General features: G+C 64.4%; 22 protein-coding genes. 8 read left to right on the top strand and 14 right to left on the bottom strand.

The features are described from left to right. Window positions 1-193: 193 nt before the first annotated feature. Window positions 194-1,087: a DUF6414 family protein gene (locus tag VE092_RS03160; RefSeq protein WP_324873757.1), complete on the top strand. Its 894-nt coding sequence runs from the start codon at window positions 194-196 to the stop codon at window positions 1,085-1,087. A 136-nt stretch (window positions 1,088-1,223) separates the two neighbouring features. Here the strand turns inward: VE092_RS03160 and VE092_RS03155 are convergent, their stop codons facing one another. Continuing rightward, on the bottom strand, window positions 1,224-1,376 hold the full coding sequence (locus VE092_RS03155; protein WP_166758000.1) for a hypothetical protein: 153 nt from the start codon (window positions 1,374-1,376) through the stop codon (window positions 1,224-1,226). A 112-nt stretch (window positions 1,377-1,488) separates the two neighbouring features. Further along, window positions 1,489-2,577, bottom strand: coding sequence for an NADH:flavin oxidoreductase/NADH oxidase (locus VE092_RS03150; protein ID WP_324873754.1), 1,089 nt, complete (start codon window positions 2,575-2,577; stop codon window positions 1,489-1,491). 125 nt (window positions 2,578-2,702) lie between these two features. Between VE092_RS03150 and VE092_RS03145 the strand changes: the two genes are divergently transcribed. Further along, window positions 2,703-3,035, top strand: coding sequence for an ArsR/SmtB family transcription factor (locus VE092_RS03145; RefSeq protein ID WP_006461216.1), 333 nt, complete (start codon window positions 2,703-2,705; stop codon window positions 3,033-3,035). A 4-nt stretch (window positions 3,036-3,039) separates the two neighbouring features. Here the strand turns inward: VE092_RS03145 and VE092_RS03140 are convergent, their stop codons facing one another. Then, the gene (locus tag VE092_RS03140; RefSeq protein WP_324873752.1) at window positions 3,040-3,471 is read right to left on the bottom strand and encodes a hypothetical protein; all 432 of its coding nucleotides are present in this window, start codon (window positions 3,469-3,471) and stop codon (window positions 3,040-3,042) included. 164 nt (window positions 3,472-3,635) lie between these two features. Between VE092_RS03140 and VE092_RS03135 the strand changes: the two genes are divergently transcribed. Then, window positions 3,636-4,157 carry a GNAT family N-acetyltransferase gene (locus VE092_RS03135; RefSeq protein ID WP_324873750.1) on the top strand — a complete coding sequence of 174 codons (522 nt, stop codon included), beginning with the start codon at window positions 3,636-3,638 and terminating at the stop codon, window positions 4,155-4,157. A gap of 87 nt (window positions 4,158-4,244) precedes the next feature. On the opposite strand, the gene VE092_RS03130 is transcribed toward VE092_RS03135, so the two are convergent. After that, window positions 4,245-5,915: a DUF3300 domain-containing protein gene (locus VE092_RS03130; protein ID WP_324873748.1), complete on the bottom strand. Its 1,671-nt coding sequence runs from the start codon at window positions 5,913-5,915 to the stop codon at window positions 4,245-4,247. A 371-nt stretch (window positions 5,916-6,286) separates the two neighbouring features. Then, window positions 6,287-6,715 (bottom strand): hypothetical protein, encoded by a 429-nt coding sequence (locus VE092_RS03125; protein WP_324873747.1) that lies wholly within the window; start codon window positions 6,713-6,715, stop codon window positions 6,287-6,289. A 249-nt stretch (window positions 6,716-6,964) separates the two neighbouring features. Here VE092_RS03125 and VE092_RS03120 point away from each other — a divergent pair, with 249 nt between their 5' ends. Further along, complete coding sequence (locus VE092_RS03120) at window positions 6,965-7,852, top strand: LysR family transcriptional regulator (protein ID WP_006461221.1); 888 nt, start codon at window positions 6,965-6,967, stop codon at window positions 7,850-7,852. 8 nt (window positions 7,853-7,860) lie between these two features. On the opposite strand, the gene VE092_RS03115 is transcribed toward VE092_RS03120, so the two are convergent. The 7 genes from VE092_RS03115 to VE092_RS03085 form a co-directional block, all read right to left on the bottom strand. After that, window positions 7,861-8,871 carry an SIS domain-containing protein gene (locus VE092_RS03115; RefSeq protein ID WP_324873815.1) on the bottom strand — a complete coding sequence of 337 codons (1,011 nt, stop codon included), beginning with the start codon at window positions 8,869-8,871 and terminating at the stop codon, window positions 7,861-7,863. Further along, window positions 8,864-9,991: an N-acetylglucosamine-6-phosphate deacetylase gene (gene nagA, locus VE092_RS03110; RefSeq protein ID WP_234294989.1), complete on the bottom strand. Its 1,128-nt coding sequence runs from the start codon at window positions 9,989-9,991 to the stop codon at window positions 8,864-8,866. Before nagA ends, VE092_RS03115 begins: the two co-directional genes overlap by 8 nt. Next, window positions 9,988-10,926 (bottom strand): BadF/BadG/BcrA/BcrD ATPase family protein, encoded by a 939-nt coding sequence (locus tag VE092_RS03105; RefSeq protein WP_324873743.1) that lies wholly within the window; start codon window positions 10,924-10,926, stop codon window positions 9,988-9,990. Before VE092_RS03105 ends, nagA begins: the two co-directional genes overlap by 4 nt. 3 nt (window positions 10,927-10,929) lie before the next feature. Beyond that, entirely contained in the window at window positions 10,930-12,063 is a 1,134-nt protein-coding gene (locus VE092_RS03100; protein ID WP_324873741.1) for a sn-glycerol-3-phosphate ABC transporter ATP-binding protein UgpC, read from the bottom strand. A 15-nt stretch (window positions 12,064-12,078) separates the two neighbouring features. Then, the gene (locus VE092_RS03095; protein WP_414653402.1) at window positions 12,079-12,933 is read right to left on the bottom strand and encodes a carbohydrate ABC transporter permease; all 855 of its coding nucleotides are present in this window, start codon (window positions 12,931-12,933) and stop codon (window positions 12,079-12,081) included. 54 nt (window positions 12,934-12,987) lie between these two features. After that, the gene (locus VE092_RS03090; RefSeq protein WP_324873737.1) at window positions 12,988-13,902 is read right to left on the bottom strand and encodes a sugar ABC transporter permease; all 915 of its coding nucleotides are present in this window, start codon (window positions 13,900-13,902) and stop codon (window positions 12,988-12,990) included. Between the two features lie 186 nt (window positions 13,903-14,088). Next, complete coding sequence (locus VE092_RS03085) at window positions 14,089-15,381, bottom strand: ABC transporter substrate-binding protein (protein WP_324873735.1); 1,293 nt, start codon at window positions 15,379-15,381, stop codon at window positions 14,089-14,091. Between the two features lie 413 nt (window positions 15,382-15,794). Between VE092_RS03085 and VE092_RS03080 the strand changes: the two genes are divergently transcribed. The 4 genes from VE092_RS03080 to mgrA all read left to right on the top strand — a co-directional run bounded on the left by VE092_RS03080 (window position 15,795) and on the right by mgrA (window position 20,639). Then, window positions 15,795-17,192: an ABC transporter substrate-binding protein gene (locus tag VE092_RS03080; protein ID WP_324873733.1), complete on the top strand. Its 1,398-nt coding sequence runs from the start codon at window positions 15,795-15,797 to the stop codon at window positions 17,190-17,192. A gap of 25 nt (window positions 17,193-17,217) precedes the next feature. Then, entirely contained in the window at window positions 17,218-17,931 is a 714-nt protein-coding gene (locus VE092_RS03075) for a response regulator transcription factor (RefSeq protein ID WP_324873731.1), read from the top strand. Next, window positions 17,894-19,432 (top strand): ATP-binding protein, encoded by a 1,539-nt coding sequence (locus VE092_RS03070; protein ID WP_414653396.1) that lies wholly within the window; start codon window positions 17,894-17,896, stop codon window positions 19,430-19,432. The genes VE092_RS03075 and VE092_RS03070 overlap by 38 nt, the downstream gene beginning before the upstream one ends. A 172-nt stretch (window positions 19,433-19,604) precedes the next feature. Beyond that, entirely contained in the window at window positions 19,605-20,639 is a 1,035-nt protein-coding gene (gene mgrA / locus VE092_RS03065; protein WP_324873727.1) for an L-glyceraldehyde 3-phosphate reductase, read from the top strand. A gap of 60 nt (window positions 20,640-20,699) precedes the next feature. On the opposite strand, the gene VE092_RS03060 is transcribed toward mgrA, so the two are convergent. Continuing rightward, the gene (locus VE092_RS03060; protein WP_324873725.1) at window positions 20,700-21,140 is read right to left on the bottom strand and encodes a YbaN family protein; all 441 of its coding nucleotides are present in this window, start codon (window positions 21,138-21,140) and stop codon (window positions 20,700-20,702) included. A 6-nt stretch (window positions 21,141-21,146) separates the two neighbouring features. Next, window positions 21,147-21,734 (bottom strand): biliverdin-producing heme oxygenase, encoded by a 588-nt coding sequence (locus tag VE092_RS03055; protein WP_324873723.1) that lies wholly within the window; start codon window positions 21,732-21,734, stop codon window positions 21,147-21,149. Window positions 21,735-21,893: the final 159 nt, after the last annotated feature.

The raw sequence follows: 21,893 nt of genomic DNA, 5'->3' as shown, positions 1-21,893 counted from the left end.
AAAAAATGGTCAAGGACAAATATCGCTTCTTATAGGCCCACCTGCTCAGACCCAACTCAGGATGTTCCAGTATCGATTGGCAGATCCCTACCGATCGGCGTAGAAGTTGTCCCGCAGCGTCTAGGGTATGCCATGTTATCTTGTCTTTATGCCGATTGCTGGTTATATGATTAGCTTAATAAAAGGAAAGCAAATGCCATATTTGGAGCCTCTTTATCTGAACGAGAGAATGGTCTTGAACGCTGCTGCGTATCTGTTCAAAGGGGTCAGCGCGCAGTCCGAAGAAAAACGTCAAACTTCTGTAAATGGAAAAGCCAACGCAAAAATTGGTATATCGTTTTTGCACGGTTTGCTAGGAAAGGCTGATGCTGGTGTAGAAGGGCAAAGTGCAGACGCAAACGAAGTGAAAACGGTAAGGCGTTATACCCTAGGCGGATTGCATATGACAGTAGTGGATGAGTTAGATGAAAGAGCGGAGATCAAAGACGCGTCTAGTGGCGAATTGGCGAGTGGGCAGTTCATTAGGGCGCGTGCAGTTTTGCAACCCATTGATATCTTTCAGCTGATCGAGACATTGCAAACCTCCGCTCCCCTGGTTGTCCAGATTCTGAAACATTTCGGTTCTAAGTTTGGAATCGAGAAAAAAACCTTAGAAGAATTTCTCAAATACGAGAAGCCAATTATTCAGATTATTGAAGCTATTGCGCAGGACTATCTGAAGTCAAAGCAACTCGAAATGCTTTTGTGTGAATCAAGCACGGGCAAACCTATCGGTGTCGTAGATCTGGATGTTACTGATTATGACCCTAAGGAAATTCAGGCGAAGTTAACGGACGGGGAATTCACAGTTATCGGTAAGGTAACGAAGCGCGTGACGGAAGGTGATACGTTGAGTTTGGTTCAACGTACCTTCTTGTCATACATAATGGGCGCATTCGACAAGCTAATGGGGGTCACTAATGATATTGAGCGATTTGAAAAATATCGATATGGGATTGAGTCGGTGAGGCCTAAGGTTGAAGAGTTCTGTCGGCTTTCGATTACTGGCCCAGCATATCGGATGACGGCTATGTCTGTCTCCGCCTAATCGCGTTTCGTGGATGACTATGTCATACGTTCGATCGGACTGAGGGAGCAATAAGGTCGATCAACATAAAAAACGCCCCTTGGTCAAAGACCAAGGGGCAACACCAGATCCACTTCCACCTGCCTGCAAACCGAGTTCAGACCGGCAGACGCTGTCCCGGCAGGCGGATATTGCGCGCCAGCGGGTGATGCTGCCATTTCGCCTCGGCAAACAGATAGATGCCCAGGGACGAAAAGGCGACGGTCGCCAATGCGGAAAGAACGACGGTCAGCAGGTAGGTGGTGAACATGGTGATCTCCCTCAAGACGATGTCATCTTAGGAAATCCTCCGTCCGTTGGCTTTAGTGATTTTCCCTAGAAAACCACCAGACCGCTCAGGGAAATCCCGAGCGGCAGGCATCTCAATAACGTTCCAGCCAGTGCGCATAGGGCGCCGGCAGTGTCCACGAGGGACGATCCACGCCCAGTTCCCGCGCCGCCTGGTAGGGCCAGTGCGGATTGACCAGGTGCGAACGGCCGACCATCACCAGGTCCAGCTGCTCTTCCTTGACCGCACGTTCGGCCAGCTCTGGCGTGCCGAAGCCCCAGGCCGACGAGACCGGCACGCCGGCTTCTTCACGCACGCGCCTGGCGATCGGGCCGAGGAAGGCCGGACCCCAGGGGATCTGGACCTCGGGGATGGTAAAGCCCATGGTCACACTGATCATGTCCATGCCGCTGGCCTTGAATTGACGTACCAGGGCGATCGATTCCAGCAGCGTCTGTTCATCCCGGCCGTCGTATTCCAGCACGCCGAAACGCACGGTCAGGGGCAGCCTTTCCGGCCATACCTCGCGCACCGCACGCAGGGTTTCCAGCAGGAAACGGGCACGATTCTCGACGCTGCCGCCATAGATGTCATCACGCTGGTTGGAATGTGCCGAGAAGAAACTCTGCGCCAGGTAACCGTGGGCGAAGTGCAGCTCCAGCCATTCGAAGCCGGCATCGCGGGCGCGGATGGCTGCGTCCACGAAGTTCTGGCGCACCCGTGCGATGTCGTCCAGGCTCATGGCCTTGGGGACCTTGGGCAAGCCCTTGCCATAGGCGATGGCCGAGGGGGCGATGGTGTCCCAGCCACGGGCGTCGCCGGCGGCGATGTGGTCGTCACCTTCCCAGGGACGGTTGGCGCTGGCCTTGCGACCGGCATGGCCGATCTGGATGCCGGGGACCGCACCGCCGGCCTTGATGGCTTGCACCACCGGCACGAAGGCCTGCGCCAGTTCGTCCGACCAGATGCCGGTGCAGCCCGGTGTGATGCGGCCCTCGGGGGCCACGGCGGTGGCTTCCACGATCACCAGACCGGCACCACCGCGGGCGATGCCTGCATAGTGCGACAGATGCCATTCGTTGGCCTTGCCGTCCATCGCCATGTACTGGCACATGGGGGGCACGGCGATGCGGTTGCGCAGGTTCAGCTCCTTGAGCTTGAAGGGGGTAAAGAGGGCGGACATGGGGCGTTTTCTTGTCAGGGTTCAATGAGGGAGCGCCAGGCGTCGGGACTGCGGACGCCTGTTTCGTTGGTTCGAATATATTCGAACTATGGAAGGAGTATAACCCAGGGTGTATCATCCTGCAGATGCGTCCCTACAAACATCCCGAGATTGCCGAGTTCGTGCTGGAGCGCGTGCTCTACGCGCTGAGCGATTCGATCCGCCTGGAGATCGTGCGCCATCTCGACCGCGTGGAATGTGCGACCTGCGGCGAACTCGATGGCGGGCGCCCCAAGTCCACCGTCTCGCACCACTTCAAGGTCTTGCGCGAGGCCGGACTGGTGCGCACCGAGAGCAACGGCACCACCCACATCAACACCCTGCGCAGCGCCGATATCGAACAGCGTTTCCCCGGCCTGCTCAGTGCCATCCTGGCGCAATCGGACAAGCTGCCGGCGCGCCGCCGCAAGGCCGCCTAGACCGCTACAGCCGACCCGCCGCGATATCGGCATCCACCGCCCGAAAGGCGCTGGCCATGGCGTGCTGCTCCGCCTCCACCATGGTATTGCCGCGAAAGTCGTCGCACGTCACGCGACGGAAAGCCACCGGATTGTCATTGCGATGCAGCTGGTAGTTGCCGACCCAGCTACCGTCGATCTGCTCGGTGCTGCTCACGCGGATGAAGTAGCCATGATGTTCGGCCACATCGTTGTCGAGCTGGGTATCGATCAGCGCCCGGGCATAGGCGACCCCGGCCACCTGCGCCGCCGCCAGCGAAGCGAAGGGATTGCCGCGCAGGCCGGGTGCCGGTTCGCCGTCGATGCGGACCGAACAGATCACGTCACCATTTCTTTGCTGCGTGCTCTCCACGCTGATGTGCTTGCCGCGATAGGTGGCGCCGTAGGGTGGATTCATGTTGAAGATGTCGAGAAGGCGCTGAGGGTGACCAAGACAGGACTATAAGCCCTTTGCCCACTCGCTGTCGCCCCACCCGCCAGGCGGCCGCCGAAGCACTGCCCGTCTTGGGCTACACTGTGGGCTCATCCATTCACTCATCAATCGCAAGACAGCCCCACATCATGCAGATCCGTGACGCCACCCCCGCCGATATCCCCGCCATCACCCTGATCTTCAATGACGCCGTGGTCAATACCACCGCCATCTGGAGCGATACCCAGGTCGATGAAAAGAACCGCCAAGACTGGCTGGCTGCACGCCGTCAGCTCGGCTATCCGGTGCTGGTGGCGGTGAACGGCGACCAGGTGCTGGGCTATGCCAGCTTCGGTGACTGGCGCCCGTTCGACGGCTTCCGCCATTCGGTGGAACACTCGGTCTACGTCCACAAGGAGCATCGTGGTGAAGGCCTGGGCGTGGCGCTGATGCAAGCGCTCATCCCGCGTGCACGCGCCGTGGGCAAGCATGTGATGGTGGCGGCCATCGACGCCAGCAATGTCGGTTCCATCGCCCTGCACAAGAAGCTGGGCTTCGACCAGGTCGGCCATATGCCCCAGGTCGGTACCAAGTTCGGCAAGTGGCTGGACCTGGTTTTCCTGCAACTGACGCTGGACCAGCGCAGCGATCCCGACCGTCTTCCGGGCTGATCGCCGTCATTGATCGATCCAACGGCAGGGCCGCCCGCGGGCGGCCCTGTTGCCTGTTGCCTGCTACATCGCTGGAAGGGTCAGCGTTCAGCCGTTGTGCTTCTCGGCTTCGTGCCGCTCGTTGCCATGCTTGTCTTCCTCGTGCCGGGCCGGCTCATGCTTCGGGGCGGCATGCTGCTCTGAGGCATGTTCATGCGCGGCGGCCTCGTGTCTTTCCGCCGGGGGCTGCTGGGCATGACCCGGCCGGTTTTCCGGCCTGGCCGCTGCGCCCTGATGGGCCGGCGCGACTTCCCTGCGCTCCTCCGGGCGGGCCGGCTGCGCATGGGTGGCTTCCTGCCGGGCGGCCATCGCCTGCCGCTGTTCGGCCTGCTGCCTTGCCTGCTGGCGCTCCTGTTGCGCCGCGTTCTGCTGTGCCTGTTGATGTTCGCGGGCGGTCTGCTGTTCCATTTCCTGGTGCTGGCGCGCCGCCTCGGCCCGGGCCGCCTCCTTCGCAGCAGCGTCCTGGCGTTGCGGATCGGCGGCCTGCATCGGCGGCTGACGGTGTTGCTGTTGCTCTGCGGCCGATGCGTGGGCCGCTGGCATGGCACCGGCACGGGCATCGCCGGCGGTGAAATGCGGCATGCTCATGCTACCCGGACGGGGGCCGGCTTCCTGGCGATTGTCGATGCGGGTCTGCTCGCGGTTGATGTTGCGTTCGTCGACATTGCTTACATTGCGGACGTTGTTCACGTTGTTCACGTTGTTGACGTTGTTGTTCACCACCCGGTTGTTGTTGATGGTCACATTGTTGGTGGTCACGCGATTGATCACTGTGGTCGAGTGCGACACATAGGTGGTGTTGCGGTACACCACCGCCGGATGCTGCCATCCCGGGCCGGACTGTCCGCCCCCGGATGGACCGCCCCAGTGCATGCCCCAGTCATGCCAGCCCCAGTCCGCGTGATGGCTCACGGCCTCGCCCACGAAGACGCCCACGCCGAAGGACAGCGCCCCCACCACCACTTCATCGGCCACATGGCTGGGCGGGCGATAGGCATAGCCCGGATAGACCGGCACCGGCGGGCCATACACCACCGCCGGATCGTAGGCGGGGACATAGACGGTATCGGGCCGGCTGGATTCGATGACGATGGTCTGCGGCGGCGGCGGGATCACCGGCGCGCCGGCGTAGACCGGCATCGGTTCCGGGTTTGATGCTGGCGGCTGGCTGCTGCGCACCGTGGTGGAGACCCGCAGTTGCGCCGAGTTCTTCAGGTTGCCGGCCTGCTGCGCGCGCAGTCGCAGTGCCTGGATGGCATTCATGACGTCGTTCGGATCATTGACGAAGGCATCGCCCAGCGCCCGCGTCCAGTCCGGGTTGGCGGCCATCTGCGACAGCACCGCCGGGAACTGGGTCAGCGACTTCACGCTGACATCCCAGGGCTGACGCTCTTCGGCCGCCTGCAGGATATCGCCCTTGAGTGCGCCGTTCTGTCCCAGCCACTGGTTGGCCGCGACGATCTGGTCAGGATAGGTGGACCCGGCCAGTACCTGCGCCACCAGCTTGTCCGGGAACAGTGCAATGGGCGCCACCATCTGCGACAGTTGCGCTGCGGTTGGCGGCACGTAGGCCGGCGCGCTGGCGGCCGGTGTGACGGAGGCGGCGGCGTTGGGGGGCGGGGCGTCACTGTCCTTTTTCTCGCATGCCGAGAGGGCCAGCACGGCACCCAGCAGCGAGGCGGAAACGATGATGGCGCGATGTCTGTTTCTTGTTGTCATGATCTGGTCCTCGATCCGTTAGGGAGGATGGAAACGGCAGGTGGATGGCCGGGATAACGGCGCGCGGCGCAGCGCAGTTGACCAGGGAATTGTGATGGAATGTAACCGTACCGGCGGCCGCAAATTGTTAGGTTTGAGAACATCGACCAGGAAAGGTTCGACGCGGATGCAGACCGTGTCGTACGATTGCGCAGCATCCATCCTGACAAAGTGCTGACTCGCAAGGCGCGCCGGGACTGGAGTTCATTGGACCGGTATTGTCAGTGCTTTGTCAGGTGGATAAAAAAAGGCAGACCGGATCGGTCTGCCTGAAAGGCCCACATGGAGAACAGAAACTTAGTTTTTGGTACCGTCAGCGGCGCCGGAATAGGTCACCGGCATTCTGTCATGTAGCGCGATTCCAGCCGGGCGCGTTCGCCATATTCGATGGAGCCCGGACCGGTCATGGTAAAGCGGCCATCGCGCATGGTCCCGGGGGTGGGGTCGCGTTGCACACTGCTCGGTTCGTTGGTGCGGGCACGCTCGGCCTGCATGCGCAGGCTGCGGCAGGACGAGGATTCGCTGCTGGCGGCGACTTGCATCATGGCGCCACCACCGTTGCCATTGGCCGCGCTCATCCCGTTGCCGCTGGTTGATTGCAGTGCCGTACGCACCATCGCGCGGTGCGGCGACAGGGCCTGCTCCAGCGCGCTGTCGGAGGCCGCGTAGGCGGTGTTGCTGAAGGCCGAGGCGAACACGGCCAGGGTGCCGATGGTGGCGATGCTGCACAGGGCGGACAGGGTGCGGAAGGATGGGCGCATGATGATTTCCTCGGTCAGGGTTGGGGACTTGGTCTGCTTGCCCCTTGCCTGTCTGGCGTCGGGCTGGCATGGACGTAGTCTGCGTGTGCCCGGTTGACCCAAGATGTCAGTAGCGGCCGCCAATATTTCAATTGACATGTCAGTGCCTGGAGTCGTGTTGCCCAGCTGTCGGTCCGTGCAATGATGGTGTGCCGGATGCATGAAGTAAAATCCGTCTATTCCAACGATCCATGAGTTCCATTCATCATCATGCTGGACCGCATCCACCTCTCCATCGTCCAGGAAGTCGAGCGCCAGGGCTCGCTCACCGCTGCTGCCGGTGTCCTGCACGTGACCCAGTCGGCCCTGAGCCACAGCATGAAGAAGCTGGAGCAGCAGCTCGGTACCGACATCTGGCTAAGGGAAGGGCGTCATCTGCGTCTGACCCAGGCTGGCCAATACCTGCTGGCGGTCGCCAACCGCGTGCTGCCGCAACTGAGCCTGGCCGAGGAGAGACTGCGCCAGTTCGCCCAGGGCGAGCGCGGCGCCTTGCGCATCGGCATGGAATGCCATCCCTGTTACCAATGGCTGTTGAAGGTGGTGTCGCCCTATCTGGCGGCCTGGCCGGACGTGGATGTGGACGTCAAGCAGAAATTCCAGTTCGGCGGCATCGGCGCCCTGTTCGGCTACGAGATCGACCTGCTGGTCACGCCCGATCCGCTGGACAAGCCGGGTCTGGTGTTCGAGCCGGTGTTCGACTACGAGCAGGTGCTGGTGGTGGCAGCCGACCATCCGCTGGCCGCGGCCGACTATGTCAAGCCGCGTCAGTTGAACAATGAAGTGCTGGTGACCTACCCGGTGCCGGTGGACCGGCTCGATATCTATACCCACTTCCTGGCCCCGGCCGGAGTCGTGCCGCGCCGGCACAAGACCATCGAGACCACCGACATCATGCTGCAGATGGTCGCCAGCGGGCGCGGTGTGGCGGCCCTGCCGCGCTGGCTGGTGCTGGAGTATGCGGAGCAGATGGCGGTGGTGCCGGTGCGCCTGGGCAAGCAGGGCATCGCCAAGCACATCTACCTGGGTGCGCGCGAAAGCGATGTCGACATCGACTACCTGCGCGCCTTCATCGAGGAAGCGCGCCAGGCGCAGGCCTGAGAGGATCGTCAGCTGGTCCGGGTCACCTTGTTGAGGTGGCGCGGCCGGTCCGCATCCATGCCCCGTGCCGCCGACAATTGCGCCGCCATCACGTAGAAGGCCTGGATGGCGACGATCGGGTCCAGGTCCGGCGTGGCCGCCACCGGCAGGGTGAGGTCACGCTCCACCACATCCTGCGGCGCGGCCAGCAGCACCCTGGCACCGCGCACACGCATCTCGGCGGCCAGCGCCAGCATGCCGGCCTGGGCCGGACCGCGAGGGGCGAACATCAGCAGCGGATACCCCTCCTCGATGAGCGCCATCGGCCCGTGCTTGATCTCGGCGCCGCTGAAGGCTTCGGCCTGGATGGCGCAGGTCTCCTTACACTTGAGCGCGGCCTCCAGCGCCAGCGGGAAGCCGGTGCCACGGCCCACCACCATGATGCGACTGGCTGGCGCCAGCACCTCGATCGCCTCTGACCAGTCGCATCGGGTGGCCGTCTCCAGGGCTTGCGGCAACTGCCCCAGGGCGTCCAGCAGCGCGGTGTCGTCCTGCCAGTGCGCCGTCAACAGGGCGCCGGCCACCAGGCTGCCGATGAAGCTCTTGGTGGCGGCCACGCTCGACTCCACCCCCGCATGCAGCGGCAAGCTCCACTCGGCCGCCGTCGCCAGCGGTGAATCGGCATGGTTGACCAGCGCCACTGTGGTGGCGCCATGGGCGCGGAAATAGCGCAGCGGTTCCACCACATCCGGGCTCTGTCCCGACTGCGAGATGGCGATGGCCAGTGCGTTGCGCACCAGTAGCGGCGCCTGGTTCAGGGTCACCAGCGACATCGGCAGCGAGGCCACGATGTGGCCCAGGCGCGCCATGACGAGGTAGGCGCAATAGGCGGCCGCATGATCCGAGCTGCCACGCGCCACCGTGACCACGTTGGTGGGCGGTGTGGCCCGCAGGCGGGCGCCCAGTTCGGCATAGCGCTGCTGGTCGCGGGTCAGCTGCACCGCGACGTAGCGGGCAGCCGAACGGGCTTCTTCAAGCATCAGCGAGGTCAATCTCTTCTCCTTCCACATAGACAGCCTTGATGGCGAAATGCCGGTCCAGCACCACCACGTCGGCATGGCAACCGGTGGCCAGGCGGCCACGGTCGGACAGGCCCAGATAATCGGCGGCATAGGTCGAGGTGCGTAGCGAGGCTTCGGCCACGTCCATGCCCAGTGCGATCAGGTTGCGCAGCGCCTGGTCCATGGTCAGCACGCTGCCGGCCAGGGTGCCGTCATCCAGTCGCACGCCGCCCGCGCACTTGTGCACCACCTGCCGGCCCAGCGCATAGTCGCCATCGGGCATGCCAGCGGCGGCCGTGGAATCGGTCACGCAGAACAGGCGCGGGATGGCACGCAGGGCGGCACGGATGGCACCCGGGTGGACGTGCAGCAGATCGGGGATCAGCTCGGCATAGGTGGCATGTGCCAGCGCCGCGCCCACCATGCCGGGGGCGCGGTGATGGAAGCCGCTCATGGCATTGAACAGGTGGGTGAAGCCCGAGGCACCGTGTGCCAGCGCGGCCACGCCATCGTCATAGCTGCCGGCGGTATGGCCGATCTGTACCTTCATGCCGCGATGGGCCAGCTTGCAGACCAGCTTCAGGTGACCATCCACCTCGGGGGCGATGGTGATGAGCTTGAGCGGCGCCAGGCTGTTGAGGTAATCGACCTGTTCCAGCGAGGCTTCGATGGCAAAGTCGGGTTGCGCACCCAGTTTGCCGGGATTGATGTAAGGCCCCTCCAGATGCACCCCCAGCACCCGCGCCTGCCCCGGCTGGCGGCTGCCGCAGGCGTCGGCGATGGCGCGCAGGGCCACTTCCAGCTCCTCCAGCGGCGCCGTCATGGTGGTGGCCAGCAGGCTGGTGGTGCCATGCCGCGCATGCAGGCGCGACAGCACCTGCACGGCATCGCCGCCTTCCATGACGTCACGCCCGCCCCCACCGTGCACGTGCAGGTCGATGAAGCCGGGCAGGATGTAGTCGCCCTCGTCGATGACGCGTGGTTCGCGGCGCAGCGGCCGGCCATCGATGGCGCGGATGCGCTGGTCGAAGACCATGTTGCCCTGGATCCAGCCTTGCGAGGTCAGCACGTTGCCGTGCAGTTGGGTCGGTGCGTTCATGCCGGGGTTTCCTTTGGGTTTTCCGCTGGATTCTGCTGCTGCCGGGCGCGTTGCGCCAGCAATAGCGCGCCGCCGGCGGCATCGGCCTGCGCCGGGACGATGCGCGCCTGCAGGCGCTGATCGAGGTAGGGTTGCAAGGCCGCCGCCAGTCCGCCGCACAGGGCCAGCGGCAGGCGCTGCGCCGGATCGAGGGTGGCGATCATCAGGCTGATCTCGGCTGCTGCCGCCTGCAGGATGTCGCGGGCTGCCGCATCCTGCGCCGCATGCATGACCACCGGCCGGGCAGCGCGGGCAAAGGCCGCCTGGTCGGCCTGGGCCAGCCAGTCCAGCAAGGTGGCGCGTTCTTCGTTGGCCGTGGCGGCGGGGAGCTCGGCGCGACACAGTGCCAGCACCGCCTCGGCCAGGGGGCCACGGGCAGCGCGGCCATCCAGTGCGAGCTGGGCGTGATGCAGGGCGCGCAAGCCCATCCAGGCGCCACTGCCGTCGTCACCGCTGGGAAATCCCCAGCCATCGACGATGCGGCGACTGCCGTCGGTGTCCAGGGCCAGCCCGATGGTACCGGTGCCGACCGCGACGATGACGCCAGGCGCTCCGCCATGCGCGCCCAGCAGTGTGGCCACGCCATCGTTGACGATCTCCAGCGCGCCGAAGGCCGGCGCCATGGCGCGGAAGTCGGCCGACCACTGTGCCACGTTCTCGCCAGCGATGCCGATGCCGACCGCCAGCGCGGCATTGTCCGGCCGCGCCAGGGCGGCTAGCACAAAGACGCGCTCGATGGTCTGGCCGATCACCTGCCAGGCCTTGGCCGCGCCGTTGCGCAGTGCCGAGCCGGCGCCGCTGGCTTCCTGCAGCACGCGGCCCTCGGGCGTGGCCAGCCGCACTAGGGTCTTGCTGCCGCCGCCGTCCACCCCGATCAGGTAGGCAATGCCGTCCATGGTTCAGGCCTCGTCCAGGCGACGCGCCGATTGCAGGTTGCCCGGTTGACGCCGGCGCAGGGCCTGGCCCTGGGCATCGAAGAGATGGAAGGCCTGGCTCTGGACCGACAGCGCCACCTGCTCGCCGATGCGCACACTGCGGTTGCCGTCGCCGCGCACCACGATGTCATGGCCGCCCTCCAGGCTGACGTAGAGGAAGTTGGCTTCGCCCAGGTGTTCCACCAGGTTGACCACGCCGTGCAAGGGCTGCCCGTCGCCCAGGCCCTCGCGGATCTGTTCGGCGCGCAGGCCCAGCGTGACGGCCTCGCCGACCTGCACGCCGGTGGGGTCGACATCGGCCAGCAGTCGCAGCCCGCCAGCGATTTCCACCTGTACGCCGCTCTCGTCACAGCGGGTGACCATGCCCTGGAAGAAGTTCATCTTCGGTGAACCGATGAAGCCGGCCACGAACAGGTTCTGCGGTTGCTGGTACAGCTCCAGCGGCGTGCCGGCCTGCTGGATGCGGCCTTCGTGCATGACCACGATCTTGTCGCCCAGGGTCATGGCTTCCACCTGGTCGTGGGTCACGTAGACGATGGTGGCCGCCAGTTGGCGATGCAGCTTGGCGATTTCCAGCCGGGTCTGTACCCGCAGGGCCGCGTCCAGGTTCGACAGCGGCTCGTCGAACAGGAACAGGCGCGGCTGGCGCACGATGGCGCGGCCGATGGCCACGCGCTGGCGTTGCCCGCCCGAGAGCTCGCGCGGCAGGCGCTGCAGCAGGTGATCGATCTTCAGTATGGAAGCCGCATGGCGGATGCGGCGGTCGATCTCGCTCTTGCTGCTGCCGGCCACCTTCAGACCGAAGGCCATGTTCTTGTACACGTTCATGTGCGGATACAGCGCATAGCTCTGGAAGACCATGGCGATGCCGCGCTCGGCCGGCGGCAGGTGATTGACCACCTGGCCGCCGATGGCCAGTTCGCCGCCGCTGATCTCTTCCAGCCCGCACAGCATGCGCAGCAGGGTCGATTTGCCGCAGCCGGACGGGCCGACCAGCACGCAGAATTCGCCATCGCGGATATCGAGGTTCAGCCCGGCCAGCACATCGGCGCGGCCGTCGTAGGTCTTGCGCAGTTGCTTGATGTTGACGTGTGCCATGAGGTCTCCTTTGGATTATTTGACGGCGCCCGAGGTCAGGCCGCGGATCAGCTGGCGCGAGAAGGCCATGTACAGCAACAGCACCGGGATGACCGCCATCGACAGCGCGGCCAGCACCGAATTCCAGTCGGTGGCGTATTGCCCGATGAACTGCTGCACCCCCAGCGTGACGGTGCGGGTGTCTTCCCCGGGGGCGAGGATGAGCGGGAACCAGAGGTCGTTCCAGGCCGGGATCATGGTGAACACCGCCACGGTGGCAATGGCCGGGCGCAGCAGCGGCAGGATCACGCCGAAGAAGATACCCAGCTCGCCCACCCCATCGCAGCGCGCCGCATCCTTGAGCTCGCCCGGAATCTGGCGCATGAACTCGGACAGGATCATCACCGCCAGCGGCAATCCCTGCGCGGTATAGACCAGCACCAGGGCGGTCCGGGTGTTGATCAGGTCCAGTGCCACCACCAGTTGCAGGATGGAGACCGTGCCCAGCCGGATCGGGATCATGATGCCGATGGCGATGAAGAAGTTCAGCGCGCGGTTGCCGAAGAAACGGTATTCGGTCAACGCCCAGGCCGCCATCGCGCCGAACAGCACGATCAGCACCAGCGCCGCGACGGTGACCACCAGGCTGTTGCCGAAGTAGAGCAGGAAGTGGGTACCGGCCAGCACCTTCTGGAAGCCGGCGAAGGTCAGCGTCTCGGCCGTGGGCAGGGCCATCGGGCCTTCGAAGATGGCGTTGCGGGTCTTGACCGAGTTGATCAGGATCAGCGCAATCGGAAACAGCGCAATCACCGCATACAGGCACAGCACCACATGTACCCAGAGATGACCGGCGGTGCCGAAGCTGCGTTGGATCAGCGTGGGTTTGCGCATGGTGTGGGGAGAGGTGGAAAGTGGGGAAGAAGCCAGCATGTCGTCATCCTCCCGTCACATCGCATAGCGCGTCAGGCGCCGCTGCACCATCACGAAATACGCCCCCACGCCGGCCAGGATCACCAGGAACATCAGCGTGGCCACCGCCGCACCCATGGTGGGACTGCCGATCTGCGCCTGGTAGCCGAAGAAGGTGCGATAGAAGTAGGTCCCCAGCAGGTCGGAGGCGTAGTTGGGGCCGGCCAGCGCACCCTTGACCGAGTAGATCAGGTCGAAGGCGTTGAAGTTGGCCACGAAGGTGAGGATGGTCACCAGCCCCAGGGTCGGATAGATCAGCGGCAGCTTGATCTGCCAGAAGATGCGCATGGCGCTGGCGCCCTCGGCGTGGGCGGCTTCCAGCACTTCTTCCGGCACCGCCAGCAGGGCAGCGTAGATCAGCATCATGGGTATGCCCACGTACTGCCATACCGAGATCAGCGAGAGGGTCACCAGGGCGGTGGATTCCTGCCCCAGCCAGGGCGCAAACCAGTCGGCCAGGCCGACGAAGCCCAGCAGCTTTTCCCCCACGCCCCACAGCGGCGAGAGGATCAGCTGCCAGATGAAGCCGATGATGACCACCGACAGCAGCGTGGGCAGGAAGATCAGCGTGCGGTAGGTGCGCGCCCCGCGCAGGCCCTTGAGGCTGAACAGTGTCGCCAGCAGCAGGCCGATGGGGTTCTGCAGCAGCATGTGCAGGCAGAAGAACTTGACGTTGTTCCACATGGCGTTCCAGAAGGCGGCCGACCAGTCGGGGTCGAACAGGATGGTGCGGTAGTTGTCCAGCCCCACGAAGCTGCGCACCCCGGCATCATTGGCGGTATAGAAGCCCAGGCGCAGGGTGTCCAGCAGGGGCAGGGCGCTGAAGAGCGCATAGATCAGCACGGCCGGCGCGAGCAGCACCGCCAGTTGCCAGGCGCGGATGGTTTTCATGGGTCTCCTGTTCCTGAAGGGGGAGCGCGGACATCTACTCCCGTTCGGACTGAGTAGGCCCGCGAGGGCCGTATCGAAGGTGCGCGGACGGTGCGCCCTTCGACGGGCTCAGATCAGGCCTCTATACGCTGCGTTGCCGCTACTCAGCCCGAACGGGCGGGTACTGCTTACCTCATTGAAGCAGCCTTACTGCTGCGGCTTGTACCACTTGGCAAAGCCGGCCTGGATCTTGGCGGCTGCATCCTGCGGCGTGAGCTTGCCGTTGAGCACCTGGGCGTTGACGTTCCACATCTCGTTTTCCATGCTCGGCGTGCCACGGTTGAGGATCTGCGAATTGACGCGGATGGTGGAAGCGCAGTTCTTGCGCCAGCCCATCATCTGCTTGGCAATCGGGTCCTTCACCGAGATCAGGTGGTTCGACAGCGAAAAGAAGCCGGTGACCTTGTTGGTATAGAGATCGGCGAATTCCTGCGAGCCCAGCCAGGCCAGGAACTTGTAGGCGTCTTCCTTGTTCCTGGACTTCCTGTTGATGCCCATGCCGATGTCGTTGTGATCGGAGATGTAGCAGGCGTCGCCGTTCTTGGGCACCGGTGGCGGGAAGGCGGCGAAGTCCATCTTGCCGTTGAAGTAGGCGATATCCCAGGAGCCGGCCGGATACACCGCGCCCTTGCCGAGCGCGAACATGTTCTGGCTGTCGCTGTAGGTCTGGGCCGAGGCGCCCTTGGGCAGGTATTTGCCGAGCTTGGCTTCATACTCCCAGGCGGCCACGAATTGCGGATCGGTGAACTTGGCGCGGCCGGCGATGAGCGCCTTGCGCCCTTCCTCGCCCTTCCAGTAGTTGGGACCGATGCTGGTGAACAGCACCTGGTGCGATTCCCACTGTTCGGCCGTGCCCATCACCAGCGGCGCGTACTTGCCGTTGGCCTTGACGGTATCGAGCAGCTTGAAGAACTCGGCCTCGGTCTTGGGCGGTTCCAGGTTCAGTTCCTTGAAGATTCTGGTGTTGTAGAAGAAGCCGTGGATCACCGAGGCCATCGGCATGCAGAAGGTGTCCTTCCCATCATCGGTCTGCCAGGCGGCCTTGGCGGCCGGTGCGAAGTATTCCATGCCGGGTTTGCCGTCCAGCTTTTCCAGGTGGCCCTTGTTGTAGAGCGAGAGCGAGACATCGAAGGGGCGGCAGGCCACCAGGTCACCGGCGGTGCCGCCGGCCATGCGCGCGGCCAGGCTGGAGTCGTATTCGGTCGGCGCGGTGGGCGAGAACTTCACGGTGATGCCGGGATTGCTGCGCTGGAAGGCGGGGATCAGCACTTCCTGCCACAGCGGCAGGTCGTCCACGCGCCAGCTTTCGATGGTCAGCGTACCGGCCTGGGTATGCGCGGCACCGAGGCCGCCGATCAGGCCCAGGGCGAGGGCGCAGGCGGCCAGCAGTGGACGGCGCGGGATGAGGGAAAAACGACCAGGCTTTTTTTCGGTCTGCATCTTGGGTCTCCTTGGTGTTGTGGGGATCGCCGCACACCAGCCGCGACGAAACGCCGTGACAGTAGCAGCGCCGATCATGTGATGCCAGCAACGGTGCCAGGGCCCTTGGAGTATTTTTAAGTTGTTGATTTAAAAGAATAATTTCAGTAATGATGGGCTTTTTCCCATTACATATCCTTACACGGCCTGCAGCATCTGCGGGCGGTCTGGACGTCGGTGCGAGGGACAGTGATGTGCAGCATTGGCGCCGCCCTGTGGATAAGATAAGCAGAGCAAGGCTTACGTTTCTTAACAAGAGATAAACCGGCTTCATGCTTCGCAAGGCAGGATCGCGCTCCCGCCGGGGCGCATGCAAATTGCGCATTGGCATGCACCCGGCTATAGTCTCTCCCGGTTTGGAGACACTCACCCCCATGATAAAAACGAAACGGCCCGCGAATGCACGCACCGGCCCGGCCACCTGCTGGCCGGCCCTGTTGTGTCTGCTCGCGCTATGGCTGGGCTGGGGGTGGAATGGGGCGCAGGCGCAGTCGCTGCCACTGTCGAGCTCGGGCCCGGCTTCCGGCGCATCGCCATCCTCCTCGTCATCCTCATCTTCACCGGTCCCGCCGTCCTCCGGCGCAGGTTCCCTGCAGGTGCTGCACTGGTGGACCTCGGCCAGCGAGCGCCAGGCCATCAACGTGGTGGTCAACCAGCTGGCGAAACAGGATATCCAGTGGCGCGACGTCGCCATTCCCGGTGGCGCCGGCATGGGGGCGGCCAAGGTCCTGAAGAGCATGGTGCTGGCCAACCGTGCGCCCGAAGTGACGCAGTTGAATGGTGTGGTCTTCGGCGAATGGGCTGACCTGGGCCTGCTGCTGGAGCTGGACAATGTGGCCGTGCAGGGCGGTTGGGAAAAGCAGATGTTCCCTACCGTCTGGTCGCTGCTCAACAACCACGGGCATGTCGTGGCCGCCCCGCTGGGCATCCACCGCATCAACTCCCTGTTCTACAACACCGCCATCTTCAAGCGCTACAACCTGAGCCCGCCCAAGACCTGGGACGACTTCGACCAGATCGTCAAGAAGCTGCAGGGCAGCGGCATCACGCCGCTGGCGCAGAGCGCCGAAGCCTGGCAGCTGGCCACCCTGTTCGAGAACCTGGCGCTGGCCGAGAGCGGCCCGGCCTATTACCGCCGGCTGTTCGTGGAGATGAACCCGGCGGCGTACATGGATGCGCGCATGCTGCATATCCTCAAGCGCCTGCGCGGCCTGTCGGCGGCGATGGCGCAGCCGGTGCGCGAGCGCCCCTGGACCGAGGTGGCGCGCAGCATGGTCAGCGGCGAGGCGGCCATGCTCATCATGGGTGACTGGGCCAAGGGCGAGCTCAATGCCTGGGGCATGGAAGTGGACCAGCAATTCGGTTGCGCACCGGTGCCGGGTACCGGCGAGTACCATCTCTACAGTACCGATACCCTGGCCATGTTCGCCGGCAACTACGTGCATCAGTCCATGCAGGAAACCCTGGCGCGGCTGACCATGTCACCGGCCGTGCAGTCCGAATACAATAGGATCAAGGGATCGATTCCCGTGCTGCGCGCGGCCGATCCGCACATGGACCGCTGCGCCCGCGATTCCTGGCGCACCTTCAGCAAGGGTCCGGCCTGGCAGGCACCCAGCCTGGTCCACCGCATGGCCACCGACGACACCACCAAGGATGCCATCGTGGCAGAAGTGCAGCGCTTCTTCCTCGACCGCAGCATCAGCGAAGAGCAGACACAGAAACGACTTGCAGCGATTGCGCGCACCCTGGCGCGCAATCGCAATGATTAAGAAATACCGGAGATGGAGCAGCAACATGACGCGCAAGATATTGATCGTCGACGATGACCAGAAGACCCGCACGCTCTTGAAGGCCTATCTGGAAAAGAACCAGTACGAGGTGCGCCTGGCCCATGATGGCGCGGCCTTCCTGACCGAATTCCAGCGCTTCGCTGATGAGCTTTCGCTGGTGATCCTGGATGTGATGCTGCCCGACACCGACGGCTTCGCCCTGTGCAAGGCGGTGCGCCGCAAGTCCAATGTGCCGGTCATCATGCTCACCGCCAGTTCGGACGAGACCGACCGCGTGGTCGGGCTGGAACTGGGCGCCGACGACTACATCGCCAAGCCCTACAGCCCGCGCGAACTACTGGCGCGCATCAAGGCCATTCACCGCCGCATCGGCATCGACAGCAGCGCTGCGCCGCGCTACTACCGCTTCGCCGGGTTTACCCTGGATACCGTGGAGCGCACCCTCACCGACAGCACCGGCGCGATCGTGGCGCTGACCGGTATGGACTACCAGTTGCTGAAGTATTTCGTCGAGCATCCCGGCGATGTGCTGGACCGCAACGTGCTGTGCGAAGAGACCCGGGGGCGCGATGCCGGGCCGCTGGACCGCTCGCTGGACGTGCAGATCAGCAAGCTGCGCCTGCGCCTCAACGACGGCGGCCGCCAGCCGCACCTGATCAAGACCGTGCGCGGTGCCGGCTATGTCTTCTCGGCCGACGTCAGTGCTGCCGCCGCCTGAGGCCGCTGCCCCGCCCGCAGCGCCCAGCCTGCGCCGCCGCCTGGCGGCGTTGCTCGACTGGCTGCTGCCGGATTCCCTGCTGGGGCGGCTGTCGGTGGTGATGATCTTCGGTGTGCTGGTCACCCAGCTGGCTGGTGGCCTGATCTGGGCCGTGCAGCTGCGCAGCAAGTCCGAGGCCGAGACCCGCGTGGCCGCGCAGCACCTGGCCCACAGCGCGGCCTCGGCGATCCGCTACTTCATGACGCTGCCACCCAACTACCGGCCGCTGATGATCCAGCAGCTGCGCGAGATGGGCGGCACGCGCTTCTTCATCAATGCCAACAGCAGCGCGGTGCCGGTCAAGTCCATCGGCCACAGTCGCCTGGCCAGCCTGGCCATCGACGTCACCGCGCAGACCCTGCGCGAAGACCTGCCGTTCCTGCCGGAAGCGCAGCTGGCCTTTGCCTGGCCGGACGGTCTGCCGGTGGCCAGCGACGGTCTCACCGTCAACGACCTGCCCGACAACTGGGTGCAGCACATCCTGCTGACCAAGCCCAACTCGGCGCCGGTGCTGGTGATCCAGATGCAGGTCGAGAGCGGCCGCTGGATCTACCTGGCCGCGCTCATGCCCAATCCCTATTTCCTCGACAGCGACAATCCGCTGTGGCTGGACCGGCTGGTGCTGCAGGGTCTGTCGCTGGCGGCCATCCTCTTGCTGACCATCCTGGTGGTGCGCTGGACCACCCGCCCGCTGGCCGCGCTGGCCGATGCCGCTGAAGCCTTTGGCAAGGGCGAGACCGTTCCCAGCCTGCCCGAGAGCGGCAGCCGCGAATACGTCAAGACCGCGCGCGCCTTCTCCGGCATGCGCGAGCGCATCAAGCGCTATCTGGAAGACCGCGAGCGCCTGTTCGTCTCCATCTCGCACGACCTGCGCACGCCCATCACGCGCTTGAAGCTGCGTACCGAACTCATGGATGACGACGCCATGCGCACCGACTTCCATGACGACCTCGACGAACTGGACATGATGGTCAAGGGCGCCCTGCAGTCGGTGAAAGACAGCGACATCCACGAGAACCGCACCGAGGTCCGCCTCGATGCGCTGGTGCTGCGCATGATCCGCGATGCCCGCCTGGCCGGTCACGAGATCGCCTTCACGCCCTCCGGCATCAACGTCATGGCCAAGCCGCTGGCCCTGAAACGCGCCATCGGCAACCTGTTCGACAATGCCTTGTACTACGGCCAGAAGGTCGAGATCAGCATCCGACCCTCGCCCGGCGCCGAGGGTGACCTGGTGGAAATCGAAATCCGCGACCATGGTCCGGGCGTACCGGAAGATGCCATGCGCACCCTGTTCCAGCCCTATGTGCGACTGGAGCATGGCCGTGCCCAGAACAGCGGTGGCATGGGGCTGGGCCTGGGCATCTCGCGCAACATCGTGCAGGCCCATGGTGGTGAACTGCTGCTGCGCAACCATCCCGAGGGCGGGCTGATCGCCACCATCATCCTGCCGGCCCGCTGATCGGTCGGCGCGAAGGCGGGAACGGGCCGGTAGATTGATCAGTCAGACAGATCAATCGCATCGAAATATTGCATTTAATGAATAAGCGACGGAAGCGTAGACTTCTGCGCACCACCACCCAGGAAGTGGTCAGCCCCTCAATCCCTACAGTGGAACTTCCCCAAGGAGACTCATGAGCTATATCGCCGAACCCTCCCGCTACGATGGCCGCATGCCCTATCGCCGCACCGGCCGCAGCGGCCTGCTGCTGCCCGCCGTGTCGCTGGGCCTGTGGCAGAACTTCGGTGGCGTCGACAACTTCGAGACCGGCCGCGCCGTATTGCGCCGCGCCTTCGACCGTGGCGTCACCCACTTCGACCTGGCCAACAACTACGGCCCGCCGGCCGGATCCGCCGAAGAGAATTTCGGCCGCTACATGGCCAAGGACTTCGCCCCCTATCGCGACGAACTGGTCATCTCCAGCAAGGCAGGCTGGCAGATGTGGCCCGGCCCGTACGGTGGTCCCAGCGGTGCGCGCAAGCACCTGATCGCCAGTTGCGAACAGAGCCTCAAGCGCATGGGCCTGGAGTACGTGGACATCTTCTATTCGCACCGGGTCGATGCCGATACCCCGCTGGAAGAGACCATGGGCGCGCTGGCCCACCTGCATCGCCAGGGCAAGGCACTGTATGTGGGCATCTCGTCCTATTCGCCCGAACTGACCCGCAAGGCCGCCGCCATCCTCAAGAGCGAGGGCGTGCCCTTGCTGATTCACCAGCCCAACTATTCCATGCTCAACCGCAGCATCGAAGGCGGACTGCTGCCTGCGCTGGAAGAACTGGGCGTGGGCTGCATCGGTTTCTCACCGCTGGCGCAGGGTCTGTTGACCTCCAAGTATCTCAATGGCGTGCCGGACGGCGCGCGGGTCACGCGTGCGCCGTCGCTGCCGCAGCGCATGCTGTCGGAAGACAATCTGGCGCGCATCCGTGCCTTGAACGAGATCGCCAGCCAGCGCGGCCAGACGCTGGCGCAGATGGCCATCGCCTGGGTGCTGCGCGATGCCCGCGTCACCTCGGCACTGATCGGTGCACGCACCGTGGAGCAACTGGATGATTCGCTGGATGCCGTGAAGAAGCTGGACTTCAGCGCCGATGAACTGGCCCGTATCGACAGTCATGCCACCGATGGCGATGTCGATCTGTGGAAGGTCTCCTCATCCATTACCTGAGCCCGGCCTGCAAGGGTGTGGTCCGGGAAGCCTGTGCCGTCATCGCGGCACAGGCTTTTTTCATGAGCGCTCGCCGGGTTCGGCGTCTTCCGTGCGTTCCGGGCGCGACCACATCCAGGCCGCGCCCAGCGCCATGCCCAGCGTGGCCAGCACGATCACCCAGTGCCGCTTGACGGTAAAGAGCATGATCACCAGGCACAGGCTCATCATCAGCGAGGCACTGATCTTGGCGCGCCGCGCCACCACCCGGCCATGGCGCCAGTTGTGGATCATCGGGCCGAACAGACGGTGCCGTTCCAGCCAGCGCTGCAGGCGCGGCGATCCCTTGCCGGCGGCCCAGGCCGAGAGCAGCACGAATTCGGTGGTGGGAATGCCGGGAATGAAGATGGCCACGATGCCCAGGCCCAGGCTGGCATAGGCCAGCAGCAGCCAGAGCCAGCGTGTGCGCCGGGGTGCCAGGCTGGCGGGAACGGGCGCGGCGCCGGGGTCGGGATGCTCCATGAGGACTCAGGCCAGCGCGAAGTGGCGGCGCAGCAGCGCTCCGAAGCGCGCGAAGGCCGCGGTCGCGCCGGCCAGCACGGCCTGCTGGGCCTGCGGCGAGAGGCCGGGACGGTCCAGGAAATCGACGAAGCGACGCCACACCACGGCGCGGCCTTCGGGGTAGGCGGCCAGGTTGCGCGCGCCGAACTGCTCGTCCAGGCCCAAGTGCCTGACTTCCTTGAGCAGGAAGGCGGCGCCCAGCGTCGAGCCTTCCGACACATACAGCCAGCCCAGTGCCTCGGGCATGCGCACGTCCGCCGTGGCAATGGCCACTACGCCGGCCGACGTACCCAGGTCGGCCAGGTCGGCCAGCGCCGCCGCCTCGCGGCCGCGCACCTGCAGGTCGGGCACGGCGGCCTGTAGTCCGGGATCATCGAACAGATGCTCGACATCGCGCTGGAAGTGATATTGGGCCGCCACGAAGCGGCTATAACGCTGACGATCGGCAAAGGGCTGCGCGCTTTCCATCAGCACATGCATCTGCTGGTGCAGGTCGGCGGTCTCGTGCTTGAGGCGGGCCGACAGGGGCAGCGGGGAGGGCGTGACTGGATTCATTGGTGCTCGGAACTGGGTCGTCAGGTTTTCCGTCCCGGACATCGGCTGCCGAGGGCAGGCACGGGGACGGAGCGGCTGGCAGGACCGGCCTGCGGGGAGGACGGAAGGGGCTGACGGCAGAGGGCATTCTAACCCAAAGTACCGGCCGGGCCCGGCCCG

Origin of the sequence: Herbaspirillum sp., assembly GCF_035644555.1 — a bacterium.
In the GTDB taxonomy this organism is placed as follows: Bacteria; Pseudomonadota; Gammaproteobacteria; order Burkholderiales; family Burkholderiaceae_D; genus Herbaspirillum.
Note: the sequence above shows the minus strand (reverse complement) of the source record. Positions and strands in the feature narration are given on the sequence as shown.